This is a genomic window from Aeromonas sp. 160P (genome assembly GCF_055193095.1).
Window position 1 is genome coordinate 488,623 of sequence record NZ_JBUXKV010000001.1, and the last position, 19,120, is coordinate 507,742.

Below are 19,120 nucleotides of genomic sequence, written 5' to 3' on the forward strand. Positions count from 1 at the left end.
CGCACTCACCGGCAGCTACCCAAAGGCCTCCCGTTTTCGGCAGGCCTTTGTTGTATGCGCCGTTTTCCCCGCAGCGGCGGCCCTGCCAGCAGCAACTCGGCTTGCATCGGGCCAGCAACAACCCCTATCATCTGGACATATTTACAGTGTTTTTGGGCATCTAATTGATGAAATTGGATAAAATCTCCCTCGACAGCCTCAAGGGCGTCGGCAGCAAGATGCAGGAAAAACTCGAGCGACTGGGGTTGGCCACGGTACAGGATCTGCTGTTCCACCTCCCCCTGCGCTACGAGGATCGCACCCAGGTGTGGCCCATCGGCGATCTGCCACCCGGGCTGCATGGCGCCGTCGAGGGTGAAATCCAGGACACTCAGCTGGTGATGGGGCGCCGCCGCATGCTGGTCTGTCGCATCAGCGATGGCACCGGCACCCTCACCCTGCGCTTCTTCAACTTCACCGCCGCCCAGAAGAACAGTCTGGCGACGGGTCGGCTGATCCGCTGCTTTGGCGAGGTGCGCCCCGGCAAATACGGGCTGGAGATGGCCCACCCCGAGTACAAGCTGCTCGGCGAGGAGCAAGCGGGCCAGACCGAAGAGGCGCTCACCCCCGTCTACCCGACCACCGAAGGGCTGCGCCAGCTCACCCTGCGCAACCTCACCGATCAGGCGCTGGCCCAGCTCGACCTCTACGGGGTCGAGGAGCTGCTGCCCGCCGGACTCTATCCCCACCAGATTGAACTGGCCGCCGCCCTGCGCCTGCTGCACCGCCCGCCCCCCTCGGTGGCGCTGCCGCTGCTGGAAAGCGGCCAGCACCCGGCCCAGCAACGGCTGGTGCTGGAAGAGCTGCTGGCTCACAACCTCTCGGTATTGAAAGTGCGCGCTCAGGCACAAACCCAGCTGGCCCGCGCCCTCAAACCGGCGCCCGCGCTGGTTGAACAGCTACTCGGCGCCCTGCCATTCAAGCCAACCGGCGCCCAGAGCCGGGTGGTGGCAGAGATAAGTAAGGATCTGCAGCAGAGCCACCCCATGATGCGGCTGGTACAGGGCGACGTGGGCTCCGGCAAGACCCTGGTCGCAGCGCTGGCCGCCCTGCAAGCCATCGGCAACGGCTGTCAGGTAGGCTTGATGGCGCCGACCGAACTGCTGGCGGAACAGCACGCCATCAACTTCGCCAAGTGGCTGGAGCCGCTCGGCATCGGAGTCGGCTGGCTGGCTGGCAAACAGAAAGGCAAGGCGCGGGAGGAGGCGCTGGCTGCCATCGCCGATGGCAGGGTCAAGATGGTGGTGGGCACCCACGCCATCTTTCAGGAGCAGGTGGTGTTCCAGCGTCTGGCGCTGGTGATCATCGACGAACAGCACAGATTCGGGGTGCATCAGCGGCTCGCTCTGCGCGAAAAAGGGGAGCGTGAAGGAGTCCATCCCCATCAATTGATCATGACTGCCACCCCCATCCCCCGCACCCTGGCAATGACCGCTTATGCCGACCTCGATACCTCGGTCATCGACGAGCTGCCGCCGGGCCGTACCCCCATCACCACGGTGGCGCTGCCCGACAGCCGTCGCGGCGATGTGATCGAACGGGTCAAGCTCGCCTGCACCGAGGGCAAGCAGGCCTACTGGGTCTGCACCCTGATCGAGGAGTCGGAGGTGCTGGAGTGTCAGGCCGCCGAGGATACCGCCATCGAACTGCAAGCCCAGCTCCCCGGCCTGCATATCGGGCTGGTGCACGGCCGGATGCGGCCGGTGGAGAAACAACGGGTGATGGAGGAGTTCAAGGCGGGCATACTGCAACTGCTGGTCGCCACCACCGTCATCGAGGTGGGGGTGGATGTGCCCAACGCCAGCCTGATGATCATCGAAAACCCGGAGCGACTGGGGCTGGCGCAGCTGCACCAGCTGCGCGGCCGGGTTGGCCGGGGATCGGTGGCCTCCCACTGCGTGCTGCTCTATCATGCCCCCTTGTCCAAGACGGCCCAGAGCCGACTCGGGGTGCTGCGGGAGACCAATGATGGCTTCCTGATCGCCCAGCGCGATCTGGAACTGCGCGGCCCGGGGGAACTGCTCGGCACTCGCCAGACCGGTCTTGCCGACCTCAAGATCGCCGATCTGGTGCGCGACCAGCCGCTGATTCCGCAGGTACAAAAGATGGCACGCTTCCTCATGGACCGTCATCCGAGCCATGTCGAACCGCTGATCCGCCGCTGGCTCGGCTTACGGGATCACTATTCCAATGCCTGACCGAGGCAGATGCAGAAGATGGACACATTGCCTGATGGATAGTCATCCGAACCATGTCGAACCCTTGATACGGCGCTGGCTCGGTCTGTGGGACCACTACTCAAACGCCTGACAACAAACCCCAAAACAGGAGGAAAGCATCCATGAATTCCTGGCTACGCGGCCTGCTCTACACCTTCGCCTTCCTGCTGCTGTTGGTCTGGGTTGCCCTCGGGCTGTTCGACGCCGAGCGCGCCAAAGGTCCCATCGCCAGCTGGATCAGCCAGCAGACCGGCGTGCCGGTCACCATAGGGCGGCTGGTATTCAACCCGCTTCACCCCTACACCCTGCTGGCGGAGCAGGTGCGCTACGGCGATGCAGTCTCCCTCGACAAGCTCTATCTGGAGATCGAGAGCATCGACTGGCTGAGCCGCGACGTGCGCATCGCCCATCTCGATCTCATTCGCCCCGCCATCAAGCTGCCGCTGCCCAACCAGTTGCCAAGCCTGCCGGTGCACTCCCTCACCATCAGCGACAGCACTATCGATCGCCTCAGTCTGGAGAGCAGCGAGCTGACCCTGCGCGGCCTCAATGCCACCCTGAGCGACTGGGAGCTGATCGACCCGAAACGGCAGCCACAGGCCAACCTGAGCCTCAATATCGGCCAGCTGGAGACCCCGCAATTCACCTTCGCCCGCCTCAATCTGCAAGGACGGCTGGAGGGGGAAGTGCTGCGCACCGACAAGCTGGTGACCAACCTGTTCGACGGCCTGCTGGAGACCGGCATGGTGCTGGACTGGCCCGCCCGCACCCTGCAACTGCACGACCTCAAGGCGCGCGGCATGCGGGTGGAGCTGGGTGATCTGACGCAGCAAGGCTTCCCGCAGCGCTTCCCATTGCAAAGCGTGTCGCTGGATCGCGGCCAGCTGGACAGCGTCAGCCTCAACGACATCAATCAGGAGCTCTCCTTCAACAACTTCAGCGGCCAGCTCACCGCCTTCAACTGGCAGGCGGGCAGCCAGCCCACCGGCTATCTGACCGGCACCCTGGGGGACATGGGGCGCGGCCTGTTCCAGCTGGAAGAGATCAAGGGCAAGCTCGCCTTCTCCCCCCAGCAGATCGATGGCGAACTGCAGGGCAAGGCCTACGAGGGGACATTCAATGTCGAGCTCTCCCTCGATAGCCAACAGCAGAAACTGACTTTGAAAGACGTGGCGCTGAGCGGCATGGATATCAGCCTGCCGCAGGGGTGGTGGCAGGATTGGCAGAGCTGGCGCCCGCAGCAGGTGGATATTCGCAAGCTGGCGTTCGACAAGCTCAAGGTGCTCTCCTTTGACGATACCCTACCCCTGTCACTGACCGGCTGGCAGCTCTACCTGAGCGATCTCGCCCTGCGCGGCAACCAGCCCGGCCCGCTGCTCGGCCGTGCCCGCATCGAGAGCAAGTGGTTCGAGCTGGTGTGGGATGGTCTCAGCGCCCGCAACGGCGAGCTGGATGGGGAGCTGACCCCCAGCTCATGGCAACTGGGTAAGCTCACCAGCTCGCTGCCGGATGAGGGCACCTTCAGCCTTAGTGGCCAGTGGGGCCGCGAGCCGGGCCAGAGCAGCCGCCTGCAACTGCAGGCGACCAAGCTGGATCTGCAGCAGTGGGGCAAGATATTCCGCCCCCTGTCTCAATCTCCCGCCTCCTTTGCCGGCAAGGCGGATCTGAGTGCCGACCTGCAAGCCGAACACGGTAAGGCAGCGGGCGAGTGGCGCCAGACCCTGCAGGGCAGCTTTGCCCTCGATGCCGACGAGCCGTTCTGGGACAAGGTGAAGATAGACCCGCTGCTCGATGAGTGGTTCAAGGGGGCGACCCCGCCCGTCCTGACGCCGGATCAGCTGTGGCAAGGGATGCAGGGGGGTGATACCCCCTTCTACCGCATCAAGCTGCAGGGCAAGATCGACAAGGGGCAACTGCAGATTGAGCAGGCTGGCGCCTCTACCATCACCCATCTGCTGGCGCTGCAAGGGGGGATCGATCTGGTCAACGAGCAGTGGCAGCTCGATCTGGGGGTGCTCAACGGCAACCGCTGCGCCGAGTTGCTCGGCCAGTGGCGCGGACCGCTGACTGCACCCACGCTAGCCTGGAGCTTCCCGCAGCAGCAGGACGCCTGCGGCTGGGAGGTGGGAGTACGCTATCCGCCGCAAGGCAACAGTGCCCCGCTCTGGCGACCGGCCCCCGCGCCGAAAGCCCAAACCCAAGTGCAGACCCAAGCCGGACAAACAAGCGACAGCCAGCAAGGGTAAAAACAGACAAGGCCTCATGATGAGGCCTTGTTGTTTGATGGAGCAACGGGGGCGGTTACTGACCCGGACGGCGGGGCGGCTGCACCACGTAGTGGCCGCAGAACTCTGCCGCCAGCTTGCTGCCGCTGAACAGCTGGATCTTGAGGCTGAAGGTGGCAGGTTCGCCCCGCTTGAGCGGCTGCAGCACAGCGGGCATCCCCTCGCGGGCCACCCGCGCCTCCGGCTCTTCATCGACCGGGCCATGATATTTGATGGTGCTCTCGGCCAGCACCGGTTCGCCCACCAGCCCCTCTTCTTTAAGTTGCAGCCAGATCAGACCCCAACCCGCCAGCACGCACTGGCTGTAGACACTGCCGGCAAACATGCTGCCGTGCACGTTGAAGTTGGCCGCCAGATTGGCCTTGAGGTGGAAGGTCTGGCCGTCGTAGTGGCTGATGTGCATCCCCATCTTCTCGCTGATGGGCACCCCGCGCGACCAGCGGGTGGTGAGATCCTGACACCACTCCGGCCGATACTGGATGGTCTGCAACGGGCTCAGGGATTTGATCATCTGGCGATGGGGAATGCGGCCAAAGGAGACGGGGCCGCCCCCCACTTCGAGAAAACCGCACTTGCGATAGAACTCCACCGCCTCCTGACGGGCGTTCATCACCAGCCGCTTCACCTTCTCGCTGCGGGCCAGCTGCTCGAGATCCTCCACCATCTGGGCCCCCAGCCCCTGGCCGCGATATTCGGGGCGCAGCGCCATAAAGCGGATCTGCGCCTCGTCGCCGCCGATAAAGAGGCGGCCTACCGCGATGGGGGTGCCATCGGGGGCCAGCATCAGCCGGTGAATGGCGACGCTGTCGTATTCATCCCGCTCGGAACCGACTGGCAGATTGAAGGGTTTACGCAGAAGTTCCCAGCGTAACTGGTAGTAGGCATCCAGCTCGGCGACTGTCTGTGGGGTGACTACCCGATACATAGTTTCATCCTTGAGTTTGCGCCGACTGGCAGATTGAAGAGCTTACGTAGAAGTTCCCGGCGCAGCCTGCAGTAAGTACCCAGCTCGGCTGCAGTCTGAGGGGTGACTACCCGATACATAAAGCGATCCTTGAGTTTGCGCCGACTGGCTGATGGAAGGGCTTACACAGACGTTTCCAGCGCAGCTTGCAGTCAGTACCCGGCTCGGCTGCCGTTTGGGGGGTGACTACCCGGTACATAGTTTCATCCTTGAGTTACACTGGCCGGAAACCATCTTGCCGTGCAAATTCATGGACTTCAATCTGCAAGCGTACCAAGCCGATCACTTGTTGCACCTGAGCGTCAAACCCCAGCGCCGCCTCACGGTACAGGAAAATAGCCACCATCGCTGGCTGGAGATAGACGGCGTGGTGCAATCCGCCATGTCGCTCGCCGACCCTGCCGCCCTCTGTCTGCCCCATCAGCGGGTCATCGCCTGTCTGTTGCCGGAACAGGCCACCCGGATCCTCGAACTGGGACTGGGTGGCGGCGATCTCACCCGCCATCTGAACCAGCGCTGGCCAGATGCGCGCCACGAGTGCGTTGACCTCGACGAAGAGGTGCTGACCGTTTATCAGCAGTTTTTCCAGCATCAGGAGCGCGATGGGCGCGCCACTCCGGCACTCCATCAGGCCGATGCCTTGGCCTTTCTCGAACAGAGCGAGCAGCAGTACGACCTCATCCTGCTCGATCTGTTCAGTCAGGATGGCAACCCGCTGCTGCTGTTTCAGGAGCGGCTCTACCGGGCGCTGGCCCCCCGCCTCTGCGGCACCCTGGTCATCAACCTGCTGCCGCGCACCGAGCTTGAGCTAACCCATGCCCTGACACTCATAGAGCAGTGGATTGGCCCGGCCACCCCTTATCCGGTCGCGGGGCTCATCAACGTGATCGTCCACGTCACGCCACGGGATGCAGAAACCTCAGACCTGTAGCCAGAAGGTAACCGGGCCGTCGTTGACCAGCGCCACCTTCATGTCGGCGGCGAAACGGCCGGTTCCGGTCGGGATGCCGCTGGCTGCCGCCTTGGCTACGAAGTAGTCATAGAGCCGCTCTGCCTCGCTCGGGTGAGCACCGCAGGAGAAGCTGGGGCGCATCCCGCTCTTGGTATCGGCCGCCAAGGTAAACTGGGAGACCACCAGCAGGCTGCCGCCGATCTGGCTGACATTGAGGTTCATCTTGCCATTCTCGTCGCTGAAGACCCGGTAGCCGCTCACCTTGTGCAGCAGCTTGTCGGCCTTGGCCTCGTCATCCCCCTGCTCCACCCCGAGCAGCACCAGCAGCCCCTGACCGATGGCACCGGTCACTTCGCCCTCGACGGTCACGCTGGCCTCGCTGACCCGCTGAATCAATGCAATCACATCCCTCTCCTCTGAAAACAGAACGACCGCCCCCTCACAGGGGCGGTCGTCGATGCTACCAATAAACCGGTGGCCAAGGCGATGGCTTAGCCCGGCTCTTCACTGGCCGGTTTCTCGTACTCACCGAGGCAGGCGGTCGCCTCTGCACCGAACAGCACCACCAGCCAGCTGAGATAAACCCAGACGAACAGGATAGGAATGGTCGCCAGCGCGCCATAGATGGCCTGATAGGAGGGGAAGTTGGTGATGTAGATGGCAAAGCCGCGCTTGGCCAGCTCAAACAGGGTGGCAGCCAGCAACGCGCCGATAAAGGCGTGGATCAGCCGCACCTTGCAGTTGGGCACCACGGTATAGACCAGCAGGAAGGTGAGCACCGAGAAGAGGAACGGCAAGCCCCGCAGCAGCAGATAACCGATGCCGAACAGGCTCTCGGCGCCAAACAGCCGCAGGGAGAAGATGTAGGAGGAGATGGCGATGCTGGCCCCGATGAGCACAGGCCCCAGGGTCAGGATCATCCAGTACATGGCAAACGCCTGCGCCAGCGGGCGACTCTGGGTCGAGCGCCAGATGTAGTTGAGGTTCTTGTCGATGGCGGAGATCAACATCAGGGCCACCACCACCAGCGCCCCGATCCCCACCGCAGTGGTGTTGGTGGCGTTGGCGACGAAGCCGTCGATGTACTCCTTGAGCATGTCTCCGGCGGTCGGCACGAAGTTGTGGTAGACGAACTGCTCCATCGCCTGCTTGAGGCTCTGGAACACCGGAAAGGCGGACATCATGCCAAACACCACGGCAATCATCGGCACCAGTGAAAGCAGGGTGACATAGGCCAGATAACCGGCGGTGACCGTCAATCTGTCCTGTTGGAAACGGCCCCAGACAAACTGGGCAAAGTGGCGACCATCATGGCGCACAAAGGAGAGGGCGTGGGCCAAACGGCCGCTGATTTGCTGCTGCATCTTGATTCTCGTAAGCGTCGTCATGCAGCCATTGTGTCAGAGTGGCGCGCTGTTTGGCCACCTTTGACCCCGGATTGCCGCCATATCCGCCCATTTTCTCTACAAGCTGCGCCTTGGGCTGTCACGGGATGCAGCAACAAAAACGGCCCCGATAAAGGGGCCGTTCGCAACGCTGGATTATAGCATGTAGTCCGCTGGCAGCTCGGTGCGAGCAACGCCGGAGGCCACCGCCGCCAGCGCCACGGCGCGGGCGACCCGCGGCAGCAGGCGAGCATCCATCGGCTTGGGAATGACGTAATCCTTGCCGAAGGTGAGCGCGCTCACCCCGGCGGCGGTCAGCACCTCGACCGGCACCGGCTCCTTCACCAGACCGCGGATCGCCTCGACTGCGGCGATCTTCATGGCATCGTTGATGCGGCTGGCGCGGGCATCGAGGGCACCGCGGAAGATGAAGGGGAAGCAGAGCACGTTGTTGATCTGGTTCGGGTAGTCGGAGCGACCGGTGCCCATGATGAGGTCACTGCGTACGGAGTGGGCCAGCGCCGGTTTGATCTCCGGGTCCGGGTTGGAGCAGGCGAAGATCACCGGGTTCGGCGCCATCAGGGCGACCGCTTCGGCGGGCAGCACATCCGGGCCGGAGACACCGACAAACACATCAGCCCCTTCGATGACATCCATCAGGGTGCGCAACGGGGTCTCGTTGGCGAAGCGCTGCTTGTACTTGTTGAGATCGCTGCGGCCGGTGTGAATCACCCCCTGACGATCCAGCATGAAGATGTTGTGCGCCCTGGCACCACACTTGATCAGCAGATCCATGCAGGCGGTCGCAGCAGCCCCCGCCCCCATGCAGACGATGCGGCTGTCACTGATGAGCTTGCCCTGCACTTCCAGCGCGTTGAGCAGACCGGCTGCGGTGACGATGGCGGTGCCGTGCTGATCATCGTGGAACACCGGAATGTCGCAGCGGGCGATCAGCGCCTCTTCAATCTCGAAGCACTCCGGCGCCTTGATATCTTCCAGATTGATGCCGCCGAAGGTATCGGCGATGGCCGCTACCGTGTCGATAAACTGCTGGCTGGTCTCGTGCTTCACCTCGATGTCGATGGCGTCGATACCGGCGAAGCGCTTGAACAGCAAGGCTTTGCCTTCCATCACCGGCTTGGAGGCCAGTGGCCCCAGATTGCCCAGACCCAGAATGGCGGTGCCGTTGGAGATGACGGCCACCAGATTGCCCTTCCCGGTATAGCGGTAGGCATCGGCCGGGTTGGCGGCGATCTCGCGCACCGGCTCGGCGACACCCGGGCTATAGGCCAGCGCCAGATCGTGGGCGGTCTCGGCCGGTTTGGTCAGGGCGATGGCAATTTTGCCGGGTACCGGCTGGGCGTGGTAATCGAGAGCTTGTTGACGCAGATCGGACATGGGGGACCCCGATGTGGTTGGTGCAAATGAGGTGCCGACATGGGGCACGCAGAAGGGCGGGGATCATAAAAGAAAGCAGGGGGCATGCCCAGCAGATCATGCTGCCTGCAACCAGATCAGACCAGTTATTTCAGTACCTTACCCCACTCAAGCCTACCACTTTAGTTATAGATGCTGCTATGTGAGGCAAAAAGTTGGGCAAAAATAGGACAAAAAAGGGCGGCAAGTTGGCCTTGCCGCCCTTTCTGTCAGTGCTGTAGACCTGACTCAGTTGCCCAGATAGACCGGCAGCAGATTCGCCATCGACAGGAAGTGGAACAGCGCGGTCGCCAATCCGAACAGGATCAGCAGCCAGGCCATCAGCTTGCCGCCGGGGGTGACGAAGTGAGGTGTCACTTCGCCACGCTCGGCCCGCGCCCGGGTACGCAGCACCAGCAGCGCCGGGATGATGCAGGTCCAGATGGTGGCGGCGGCACCGGCATAGCCGATGGCCAGCAGAAAACCGAACGGGAAGAGCAGGGAGAGCACTAACGGCGGCAGGAAGGTGACCGCCCAGGTCTTGCTGCGACCGGCGCGGCTGCTGTCGAACTTGAACAGATCAGCCAGATAGTCGAACACCCCGAGCCCGACCCCGATAAAGGAGGAGAGGATGGCCGCCATGGAGAAGCCGTTGATGGCACTGGCCACCTTCTCCGATTCAATCACCCCGGATAGCGCAGAGAGCAGCACGCTCACGTCACCCCCCTTGGCAATCACCGGAGCAAAGTCCTGACGGGGCAGGTTGCCGAAGATCCCCAGCAGCCAGAGCACGTAGAGTGCCAGCGCGATCAGGGTTCCTCCCAGAATGGCCCATCTGGCCTGCTGCTCGTTCTGGTAGTAGGCACGCAGGGAAGCGACCGAGTGGTGATAGCCAAACGAGGTGAGCGCCACCGGCAGCATCGCCATGGCATAGGGGGCGTAGCGACTCTCGCTGCCCGCCAGATCGAGCAGGGTTGGCAGCTTGATATTGCCGAGCAACCCGGCCACACCGAGGGCGAAGCTGAGGATCATGAAGGCGATCAGCACCACAGAGATGCGGTCAACGGCACGGGTCGAGTGCCACACCACCGTAGAGAAGAGCGCTACAAACAGCACTGAAGCGAGCTTGCTGTCGATCCCCAGTATCCCCTGCAAGATGGCGCCGGAGGAGGTGATGTAGGCGTAAATCAGAATGCCGCCGACAAAGTAGACCGAGAGGTTGTTGAGCAGATTAAGCTTCTCCCCCAGTAGCTCGCGGGTCACGGTATTGAAGGAAACCCGCATATCGTAGTGCTGGAACGACTCCAGCAACATCCAGCCAGACAGCGTCATCATCACCATGGTGACGGTCAGCGCCAGTATCGACCAGAGGGTCCAGGCGCCAGCCCCCGAACTCGGCAAACCGAGCATGCCGGCTCCCACGCAGACGCTGGCGATGATGCAGGCGCCCCCTAGAATTGACGGTTTTTTCTTCATAATTCCTTCTTTATTAATTAGTTACACACCTGAATTGCATAAATACCGGGGCATGATGCCAGTCTTTGCCGAAAGACGCACATCTATATCGGGCTGCAAGGCAGCAGGAGCGACTCTTCCACACAGCAATGGCGGCCTCAAAGAGCCATAAGAGCAGGAGCCGAACAGGCGTTTCAGCCCCGGCTCCTGTCTGACATGGATAAGGTTCGGCGATAGGACGAGGGCGCGGCCTGCCCTCAATCCATCACGGGAATGCCGGCTTTCGCCTCCGCCTGTCTGGCGATGGCTTCGGTCATCCCCTGAAAGATGAAGAGGTGGAACGGCAGCATGGCCAGCCAGTAAGCCAGCCCCCAGGCCCCTTGCGGATGCCAGTGGGCCGTCACCTTGAGCCGGGTCAGGCCCGACTCCTCCGGCACAATAATGAACTCCAGCCGACCCACGCCGGGGGCCTTCATGTTGAACAGCAGGTCGAGCCTGCGTCCCTCATCCACCCCGAGGATCTGCCAGGAGTCGAGCATGTCCCCTTTGACGAACTGATCCGGGTTGCTGCGGCCACGGGTGCGGGCCGGACCGCCGATCAGGTGATCCATCCACTCGCGCACCACCCACAGCTCATTCATGTAGAAGTAACGCTGCTCACCCCCCAGTTGCTGCAGCACCTCCCACACCACCTTGGGCGAGGCGAGACAGATGGCATCGCCACTGGCGGTACGGTCGTAGAAACCATATTCGGGATGGCGCCAGCGCAGACCGAGCGGCGTCTGCTGGCCTTGTTGTTCGGCACCGAGCCGTTGCTCCAGCGCCAGACTCTCCGCCAGCGCCTCATCGAAACTGAGCAGGGTTTGCGGCAGCAGGGCTCGCAGCGGGCCGTCATCGGCCGGAATGTCGTGCTTGAGGCCGCCTACCAGCGCCTTGGCCACCGGCTGCGGCACCGAGGTGACAAACTGCAGCCACCAGGCGGAGAGACGCGGGCTCAGAAACGGGATGGGAATGATGGGGCAGCGCTTGCCGATATGGGCGGCGAACTTCTGCAACTGCTGCTGATAGCTGAGCAGCTCGGGGCCGACTGCATTGAAGATACGGCCATCCACCTCGTCGGCCTCCACCAGCCCGCCCAGATAGTGCAGCAGGTTGGACAGCGCAATCGGCGGCGTGCGCGAGCGTACCCATTTCGGCGTCACCATCAGCGGCAGGTTGAACACCAGATCCCGCATCACCTCGAACGCCGCCGAGCCGGGCCCGATGATGATGCCAGAGCGCAGCTCAACCGTCGGCACGCCGGATTCACGAAACAGCTCGCCACAGTGGCGACGGGAGTTGAGATGACGGCTGTTGCACTGCTCGGGCTGGATCGCCCCCAGATAGATGATGCGGCGCACCCCGGCTGCGCGGGCGGCAGCGGCGAAGTTCTTCACCCCCTGTTGCTCCAGCCGGTGAAAATCGGCCCCCGCCCCCATGGCATGCACCAGATAGAAGACGGTGTCGATGCCAGCCAATGCAGGCAGCAAGGTGATGGGCTTGAGGCTGTCGGCGAGGCGAAACTCCACCCCCTCCGGCAGTCGGCAAGGGCGTCGTGCCCCGGCAATCACCCTGTAACCCAGGGTTTGCAGGTGGGGCACCAGATAGGAACCTATATAGCCTGCCGCCCCCATCACCAGACAGTTACGCATTCACGCGCTCCTCATGTTCGTTGCTTATCACCAACGCGCCATCACCGATGCCGCATGTCAGCCAGAGTACGCAGCGCAACACCCTTGAAGATGTTCAACAACAGCGCCACCATCCAGCCTCTTGCCATCCTGCCACGCCGCCACCTTGCGACATAGTACTAACCACTTCCCTGATTAGTCCGATTTGGTGTTAAGCCCTGCTCACCGACTGGTCGATAACTGACCAGATGTATAGCGCCGAGGGCGAATGTATGCGCATCGATCACTACGACCTCCAGGGGGAGGTGCAATACCGGCAACAACAGGCCCAGAGCCGCAAGGTGCGCAACCTCGGGCCCGTGCCCCCCGCCATCAACCCGCCAGATAACCGCGCACGGGCCACCTCATCTGACGAGCCGCGAACCAATCTCACCCTGATGCAGGCCAGCGCTCTGACGCTACAAGCCACCAACCGAGCTGCCACCAGCCAGCAGGCAGGTGCGATGCCAGCCCCGCCCCCGCCGACCGATGTCAAACAGGATGATAACGGCATGCCCGATGACGGACTGGATAACCGCCAACGGCTGATCAAGCTGATGATCGAGGCGATGCTGGGCCACGAAATCGAGCTGCCCAAGCCGATCAAACCCGCAGCAGAGGTGGGCGAAGGGGTAATGCAAGGAGCCGCCGCCACTCAGGCCGCCGAGCCGGATCAACTGGTGGAGGTGACGGACACCCTGCTGCAACAGGAGCAGCTCAAGGTGGTGGCGTCCGCCAGCGTAGCGACTCAGGATGGCCAGACCCTGCAGCTGGATCTCGGCTTTGTGCTCGACTGGCGTCAGCTGGAGGTGAGCCAGCGGCGCACCACCCTCAATGCCCTCAAAGATCCGCTGGTGCTCACTCTGGATGGCAAGATCGCCGACTTGACCGAGGCGCGGGTCACTTTCGATATCGATCAGGATGGCAAAGAGGACAACCTGCCGGGCCTGCGTGAAGGGAGCGGCTTTGTGGCGCTGGATCGCAATGGCAACGGCACCATAGACGATGGCGGCGAGCTGTTTGGAGCCCGCTCCGGCAATGGCTTTGGCGAGCTGGCCACCCTGGATGAGGATGGCAACGGGGTGCTGGACGAGGGGGATAGCCAGTTTTCAGCTCTGCAGTTCTGGCACCCGGAGCACGCCCCCATCGCTCTGGTGGAGCTGGAGATCGGCGCCATCCTGCTGCGCCCCCTCGACACCCCCTTCACCCATCTGGGGGAGAGCGGCAATCAGGGGGTGCTGCGCCAATCCGGCCTCTACCTCACCGAGCAGGGCAAGGGGGGCTGGGTGCAGCAGATCGATCTGCGAGTTTGAGCATTGAAACGGAATCAGCAGCCCGGTCGCTGACGAGATCTGTCAGCGACCGGCTCCGGCACCATCAACTCAGCTCGGTGGGGTCGATATCCAGACTCCAGCGCACCTTTTTGGTCTCCGGCCAGCCCTCCAGCTCCTTCACTGCCCAATCCAGCAGCTGGGCCAGCGGTACCCGGTTCGGCCCCTGCACCAGTAACTGCATGCGGAACTTGCCCGCCTTGCGCTCCATAAAGCCGCTGATGGGCCCCAGCACCTGCAGATGGGGATAGCGGGCGCTGCGCAGGGTATCGGCGAGGCGGGTAAGAAACAACTGCACCTCGTCGCGGCCCGTGGCCTCAGCCCGGAACAAGCTTTGATAGCTAAATGGCGGCAGCCCCAACAAGCGACGCTCTTTCAGCGCGGTATCGGCGAAGTGGCCGTAACCGTTCTGGGTCAGATCCTGCAGCAGGGCGTGCTCCGGATGATGGCTCTGCAGCACCACCAACCCGGGTTTGCTGGCGCGACCAGCACGGCCCGCCACCTGGGTGTAGAGCTGGGCCAGCTTCTCGGCGGCGCGAAAATCGGCGCTGAACAGGGCGCCATCCACATCCAGCAGACCGACCAAGGTCACATCCGGGAAGTGGTGGCCTTTAGCCAGCATCTGGGTGCCGATCAGGATCTTGTACTTGCCCGCCTTGATATCACCGAGATGGGTCTCCAGCTCCCCCTTGCGGCGGGTGTTGTCCCGATCGATGCGCACCACCGGGTATTGCGGGAAAACCGTGGTGAGCAGCTGTTCCAGCTGTTCGGTGCCCACCCCTGAGCCAATCAGTTCGTTGCTGCCGCACTCGGGGCAGCTGTGGGGCAGCGGGCGCACGCTGTCGCAGTGATGGCAGTGCAGTCGTCGCCCGGCCTGATGCCAGGTGTACCAGGCATCACAGCGCTCGCAGGCCGCGCTCCAGCCACACTGATGGCAGATAAGGGACGGGGCATAGCCACGGCGGTTGAGGAACAGCATCACCTGATTGCCCGCCGCCAGATGCTCCGCCATTAACTGCTCCAGCTGGGGGGAGAGTCCTGCCTGCAGCCGCACGTTCTTGATATCCAGAATCACCTGACGGGCGGTCTGGGCATTGCCGGCGCGCCGGGTCAGGCTGAGGTGGTGATACTTGCCACTGCGGGCATTGTGCAGCGTCTCCAGCGAGGGGGTGGCCGAGCCGAGCAGGATCGGGATACCTGCACGATGGGCCCGCATCACCGCCAGATCCCGCGCGTGGTAGCGAAAGCCATCCTGCTGCTTGAAAGAGCCGTCATGCTCCTCGTCGATGATGATGATGCCGAGGTTCTTGAACGGGGTGAACACCGCAGAACGGGTGCCGATCAGGATGGCGGCGCCGCCGTCGCGGCAGGCGAGCCAGGCGTCGAGCCGCTCCCGATCGTTCATGGCGGAGTTCATCGCCACCACCGGCACCTTGAAACGGCGGCGGAAACGGTTGATGGTCTGCGGGGTGAGGCCAATCTCCGGCACCATCACCAGCGCCTGCTTGCCAGCCCGCAGCAGCGGCTCGAGGATGCTTAAGTAGACCTCGGTTTTGCCGGAGCCAGTGATACCATCGAGCAGGAAGGCGCCGAACTGGTCGCTCTGGCTGGTGACCGTCGCCACCGCCAACGCCTGTTCGCTGTTAAGGCGCAACCCCTCCCCCGCGTCAAAACGGGTTGCCCAGTCACTATCGTGGCTGGGCTCCAAGCTGCGCTTCTCCAGCAACCCCTTTTTCTCCAGCGCAGTAAGGGCGGCACTCTGGATCTCCTCCTGCTTGAGCGCGGATGGGGTCTGTGGCCCCTTGCGCAGCAGGGCGAGGGCCTGCTGCTGCTTGGCCGCCCGCTTGAGCTCGTTGAGATCGATCGCCATCCCCGCCTCGGTGGCAAACCAGAACTCCAGCTCCCGATAAGCGGCAGGCTCCCCCTTGCGCACCAGCACTGGCAGGGCATGAGGCAGCACTTCTCCCAGCGGATGCTGGTAGTAGTTGGCGCTCCAGTTCATCAGCGCGAGGATGTCGGCCCCCAACACAGGAGTCGTGTCGAGCACCCTTTTCAAGGGCTTTAATTTGTTGCGAGGCACCTGACTCTCGGTTGGGTGATCCACCACCAAACCCACAAGAGTCTGCGGACCGAAGGGGATCTCGACCCGACAACCGGGCGCCGGTAATGGCAGAGGGGAGAGATAGTCGAAGTGACGGCGTAACGGTACCGGGACAGCGACACGAACCAGATCCAGCATTTGGGAACAATTCACCAGGGGTTGCCTATTTTTTCTGCGAAGCCACTTGCCTGATCTCAGGCATTTCCTATATTATTCGCAGCCTTTGAAACTGTGTTCAACAATCGTGTGGTGTCCGACAAGAGATCGGATGGCGACACGGCCTATTAATTGAGGTTGTCCATGAAAGCTAATATTCATCCTGAGTACGTCGCCATCACCTGCAAATGCTCCTGCGGTAATGTCATCAACACTTTCTCTACCCTGGGTAAAGATCTGAACCTGGACGTGTGCTCTGCATGCCACCCGTTCTACACCGGTAAGCAGAAAGAAGTTTCTAGCGGCGGCCGCGTAGACAAGTTCAACAAGCGTTTTGGTGGCCTGACTGCCAAGAAGTAATCTTACTTCTGAAAAATTCTGAAAAAGGCGCCTATCGGCGCCTTTTTTATGCCCGCTATTTTCGTATCCCAGCCGATGGGATACCCGGTGCTAACGTCCGCGTTCGCTGCTTCGACGTAAATAGACATAGCCTTCCCCCGGACTGCCCCAGCGAGACCCTCCCTGATTGTCATAGGCGCGATCCAGCAGTCGAATGCTATTCGGCCCAATCCAGATATGCTGCACTAGCGTGCTGGCCCCGCCAAAGTCGGTAGCACAGTGCCCCACCCGGGTATGACCAGCGTATTCACCGGATGCCGTCCGGTTCAGCCAAATCTCGCAACCGTGACGCAGTGAGAGTTGTTGCGGGGTCAAACTGTCGAGCAAAGCGGGTTGACGCCAGGCACCAGCAAAGTCGATAGCCCTGGGCATGGTCAGTTCGGCCATCAGGATCCGCCCGTCAGGGGCGGGTGAGAAGCGGTAGATGCGCTGGCGGAAGGGACGGATGGAACGCAGGGTCAGATATTGTTCGGCATAGACCCAGCGATACCCCTGATAGCCGGGCCAGATCTCCCTCAGTCGCAGCTCGGCGCTGGTAAAGCGACTATCATAACCAGCCTGCTCCATGCTCGAAAAATCACCGCTTAACCAACTGAGCAGTGGCTCCATGCCGGGCTTGGGTGGGGTAGCCTGGGGCGCCGAACCTGCCAACACCAGACAAGAACAGAGCAGCCCGAATGCAGCCACCAGCAACTTTGCCATCGAATCCTTCCGAATCATCATAATGGCGGCGATTATATGAGCGAATGCCCCCAATAACAGCCATCAGGATCAAATCATTGCCACTCAGGGACAAAAACCTCGCAAGGATACCTGCCCGATCACTAAACCCGATATTTCGCCACCGCCTTGTTCAATAGTTGAGCTTGCTCGTTAAGGCCCTGACTGGATCTGGCGTTCTCCTCCGCCATGATGCTCGACTCCTGGGCGATGTCGCGGATGTTGTTGACGTTGCGGTTCACCTCGTTGGCCACCAGGCTCTGCTGTTCGATGGCTGCCGCTATCTGGGTGCTCATGTCCATGATCAGGGTGACATCCTGGGTGATCTGCCCCAGTAGCGCCCCTGCGGTGCTGGCCTGCTCCGCGCTGCGGCTGCCCTGCTCACGACAAGTCGCCATTACCTCGACGATGCTGCCGGTCTGTTTTTGCAGGGAGCTGATGATACCGGCAATCTCCTGAGTCGATTTCTGGGTGCGAATCGCCAGGCTGCGCACCTCGTCCGCCACCACCGCAAAGCCGCGCCCCTGATCCCCGGCCCGGGCGGCCTCGATGGCGGCATTGAGCGCCAGCAAGTTGGTCTGCTCGGCAATACCGCGGATCACGTCAAGCACAGAGCCGATGGTCTCGCTCTCTTTTTGTAGCTGTCCCACCTCTCGGGACGAGATCTCCAGATTGCCCGCCAGCGAGCGGATCTGACTGACGGTGCTCTCAACCGCGGTGCGTCCCTCCTGCGCCTTGTTGTTGGTGGCCTGAGCATTGTTGGCCGCCTGCTCGGTGTTGCGGGCGATCTCCTCGATGGTGGATCCCATCTCGGTGGATGCGGTCGCCACCATGTCGGTCTCCTGCAACTGGCGCGCCGCCCCCTCGCTGGTGCGCTTGACGTTAGCCGAGAGGTGATCGGCTGCTTCGGTCAGGGTGTGCACGCTCTGTTTCACGTCACCGATCAGGTTGCGGAACCCGCCCAGCATCACGTCAAGATTGCCCGCCAGCTGGGCCATTTCATCCGCCCCTTGCAACTCAATCTTCAGGCGCAGGTCGTTGTCCTGGCGGATACGGTTGACTGTGTCATTTACCCGCGAGATGGGCCTGTCTATGCTACGGCCCAGCAAGATACTCATGGTGCCGATCAGCACTATGATGATGCCGCCGCAGACCAGCATCAGCAGATTCAGGCGCGCGGTCTGCTGTTCCAGCTGGTCGGCGATATGCCGGTCGACCGCAACAAACCCCTGTTCGGTCTGATGTACCAGTTCGCGCATCTGGTTGCGCAGCCCTTCATCGTCTTTCAGACCCAACACCTGCATCCCCTGCACCAGGGCCACAAAATCCTGCCGGTACTGCTGGCTGGCCTGCTCCAGCTTGCCGCGATCCGCCTCCGGTAGGGCGGTAAGGCTATCCTGAAAGCCCTTGTGCAAAGTCTCGAAGCGATCCAGATACTGGATGTCGGAGCGCAGCATGAAGTCCTTCTCCGCCCGTCTCAACTGCAGCATGGTGATGAGCAGCCCCTGCTGATCCAGCTGCTTGAGCCCATTTTCTACCTCGTGCACTGCTGCCCGTAGCTTGCCATAGAGGCCATCTTCCGGCCCCAGCCCAATCTTCTGCTGTTGTGCCACCAGATCGTTGAAGGCCTTGCCATAAGCCGTCATCTGCTGATCCAGCCGGACCAGCTCACCCTGCGCAGCTGCAAGGTTGTCATCGCTGCTCATGTTCTGATCCAGCTGATGAAAATCGGCCAGCCCCTGATTGAAACGTTCGGCAAAAGCCATCTCTTTGCGGATCAGGAAATCCTTCTCGGCTCGCCGCAGATTGAGCATGGCGATCTCCAACTGGTCCACATTGCGCTGGGCATCGGTCAGATGGCGATTAACCTGACTGGAGTAAAGAAACAGGCCACTCAGCACCATCATGGCGACAGCAACCAGCACGGTATTCAGGATCAACTTATGACGGATCAGCACGGTGGACCTCACACAGACAAAGGATGAACTG

Annotated in this window: 14 protein-coding genes; 5 read left to right on the top strand and 9 right to left on the bottom strand. The window is 62.0% G+C overall.

Annotated elements, in window-relative coordinates; translation table 11 throughout:
* Positions 1 to 167: 167 nt before the first annotated feature.
* Positions 168 to 2,237, top strand: a complete 2,070-nt coding sequence (gene recG, locus ACY8FN_RS02405) for an ATP-dependent DNA helicase RecG (RefSeq protein WP_463099132.1) — start codon at positions 168 to 170, stop codon at positions 2,235 to 2,237.
* 143 nt (positions 2,238 to 2,380) lie between these two features.
* Entirely contained in the window at positions 2,381 to 4,504 is a 2,124-nt protein-coding gene (locus tag ACY8FN_RS02410; protein ID WP_463099133.1) for an AsmA family protein, read from the top strand.
* A 55-nt stretch (positions 4,505 to 4,559) separates the two neighbouring features.
* Here ACY8FN_RS02410 and ACY8FN_RS02415 read toward each other — a convergent pair whose 3' ends face one another.
* Positions 4,560 to 5,468, bottom strand: coding sequence for a bifunctional GNAT family N-acetyltransferase/hotdog fold thioesterase (locus tag ACY8FN_RS02415; RefSeq protein WP_463099134.1), 909 nt, complete (start codon positions 5,466 to 5,468; stop codon positions 4,560 to 4,562).
* A gap of 289 nt (positions 5,469 to 5,757) precedes the next feature.
* Here ACY8FN_RS02415 and ACY8FN_RS02420 point away from each other — a divergent pair, with 289 nt between their 5' ends.
* A complete protein-coding gene (locus tag ACY8FN_RS02420) occupies positions 5,758 to 6,438 on the top strand; it encodes a spermidine synthase (RefSeq protein ID WP_463101121.1) in 681 nt (226 codons plus the stop codon).
* On the opposite strand, the gene dtd is transcribed toward ACY8FN_RS02420, so the two are convergent.
* The 5 genes from dtd to ACY8FN_RS02445 all read right to left on the bottom strand — a co-directional run bounded on the left by dtd (position 6,427) and on the right by ACY8FN_RS02445 (position 12,406).
* Positions 6,427 to 6,864, bottom strand: a complete 438-nt coding sequence (dtd, locus tag ACY8FN_RS02425; protein WP_463099135.1) for a D-aminoacyl-tRNA deacylase — start codon at positions 6,862 to 6,864, stop codon at positions 6,427 to 6,429. The genes ACY8FN_RS02420 and dtd overlap by 12 nt on opposite strands.
* An 86-nt stretch (positions 6,865 to 6,950) precedes the next feature.
* Positions 6,951 to 7,823: a virulence factor BrkB family protein gene (locus tag ACY8FN_RS02430; RefSeq protein ID WP_101326440.1), complete on the bottom strand. Its 873-nt coding sequence runs from the start codon at positions 7,821 to 7,823 to the stop codon at positions 6,951 to 6,953.
* Positions 7,824 to 8,000: 177 nt separating this feature from the next.
* On the bottom strand, positions 8,001 to 9,242 hold the full coding sequence (locus ACY8FN_RS02435; RefSeq protein ID WP_463099136.1) for a malic enzyme-like NAD(P)-binding protein: 1,242 nt from the start codon (positions 9,240 to 9,242) through the stop codon (positions 8,001 to 8,003).
* A 267-nt stretch (positions 9,243 to 9,509) separates the two neighbouring features.
* On the bottom strand, positions 9,510 to 10,736 hold the full coding sequence (locus tag ACY8FN_RS02440; RefSeq protein WP_139692037.1) for an aromatic amino acid transporter: 1,227 nt from the start codon (positions 10,734 to 10,736) through the stop codon (positions 9,510 to 9,512).
* 236 nt (positions 10,737 to 10,972) lie between these two features.
* Complete coding sequence (locus ACY8FN_RS02445) at positions 10,973 to 12,406, bottom strand: DUF2867 domain-containing protein (protein WP_463099137.1); 1,434 nt, start codon at positions 12,404 to 12,406, stop codon at positions 10,973 to 10,975.
* A 251-nt stretch (positions 12,407 to 12,657) separates the two neighbouring features.
* Here ACY8FN_RS02445 and ACY8FN_RS02450 point away from each other — a divergent pair, with 251 nt between their 5' ends.
* Complete coding sequence (locus ACY8FN_RS02450; RefSeq protein WP_463099138.1) at positions 12,658 to 13,737, top strand: hypothetical protein; 1,080 nt, start codon at positions 12,658 to 12,660, stop codon at positions 13,735 to 13,737.
* Between the two features lie 64 nt (positions 13,738 to 13,801).
* Here ACY8FN_RS02450 and priA read toward each other — a convergent pair whose 3' ends face one another.
* On the bottom strand, positions 13,802 to 16,009 hold the full coding sequence (gene priA, locus ACY8FN_RS02455) for a primosomal protein N' (protein WP_463099139.1): 2,208 nt from the start codon (positions 16,007 to 16,009) through the stop codon (positions 13,802 to 13,804).
* A gap of 147 nt (positions 16,010 to 16,156) precedes the next feature.
* On the opposite strand from priA, the gene rpmE reads away from it, so the two are divergent.
* Positions 16,157 to 16,372 carry a 50S ribosomal protein L31 gene (gene rpmE / locus ACY8FN_RS02460; RefSeq protein ID WP_033129027.1) on the top strand — a complete coding sequence of 72 codons (216 nt, stop codon included), beginning with the start codon at positions 16,157 to 16,159 and terminating at the stop codon, positions 16,370 to 16,372.
* A gap of 90 nt (positions 16,373 to 16,462) precedes the next feature.
* Here the strand turns inward: rpmE and ACY8FN_RS02465 are convergent, their stop codons facing one another.
* Together ACY8FN_RS02465 and ACY8FN_RS02470 are read right to left on the bottom strand one after the other, a co-directional pair.
* A complete protein-coding gene (locus tag ACY8FN_RS02465; RefSeq protein ID WP_463099140.1) occupies positions 16,463 to 17,113 on the bottom strand; it encodes a chromophore lyase CpcT/CpeT in 651 nt (216 codons plus the stop codon).
* A gap of 122 nt (positions 17,114 to 17,235) precedes the next feature.
* On the bottom strand, positions 17,236 to 19,089 hold the full coding sequence (locus ACY8FN_RS02470) for a methyl-accepting chemotaxis protein (RefSeq protein ID WP_463099141.1): 1,854 nt from the start codon (positions 19,087 to 19,089) through the stop codon (positions 17,236 to 17,238).
* Positions 19,090 to 19,120 lie beyond the last annotated feature (31 nt).

Coding starts and splice junctions, on each gene's coding strand:
- ACY8FN_RS02445 (WP_463099137.1), bottom strand. CDS start 12,406: ATGCGTAACTGTCTGGTGATGGGGGCGGCAGGCTATATAGGTTCCTAT.
- ACY8FN_RS02410 (WP_463099133.1), top strand. CDS start 2,381: ATGAATTCCTGGCTACGCGGCCTGCTCTACACCTTCGCCTTCCTGCTG.
- recG (WP_463099132.1), top strand. CDS start 168: ATGAAATTGGATAAAATCTCCCTCGACAGCCTCAAGGGCGTCGGCAGC.
- rpmE (WP_033129027.1), top strand. CDS start 16,157: ATGAAAGCTAATATTCATCCTGAGTACGTCGCCATCACCTGCAAATGC.
- ACY8FN_RS02440 (WP_139692037.1), bottom strand. CDS start 10,736: ATGAAGAAAAAACCGTCAATTCTAGGGGGCGCCTGCATCATCGCCAGC.
- ACY8FN_RS02420 (WP_463101121.1), top strand. CDS start 5,758: ATGGACTTCAATCTGCAAGCGTACCAAGCCGATCACTTGTTGCACCTG.
- ACY8FN_RS02450 (WP_463099138.1), top strand. CDS start 12,658: ATGCGCATCGATCACTACGACCTCCAGGGGGAGGTGCAATACCGGCAA.
- ACY8FN_RS02465 (WP_463099140.1), bottom strand. CDS start 17,113: ATGGCAAAGTTGCTGGTGGCTGCATTCGGGCTGCTCTGTTCTTGTCTG.
- ACY8FN_RS02430 (WP_101326440.1), bottom strand. CDS start 7,823: ATGCAGCAGCAAATCAGCGGCCGTTTGGCCCACGCCCTCTCCTTTGTG.
- ACY8FN_RS02435 (WP_463099136.1), bottom strand. CDS start 9,242: ATGTCCGATCTGCGTCAACAAGCTCTCGATTACCACGCCCAGCCGGTA.
- ACY8FN_RS02415 (WP_463099134.1), bottom strand. CDS start 5,468: ATGTATCGGGTAGTCACCCCACAGACAGTCGCCGAGCTGGATGCCTAC.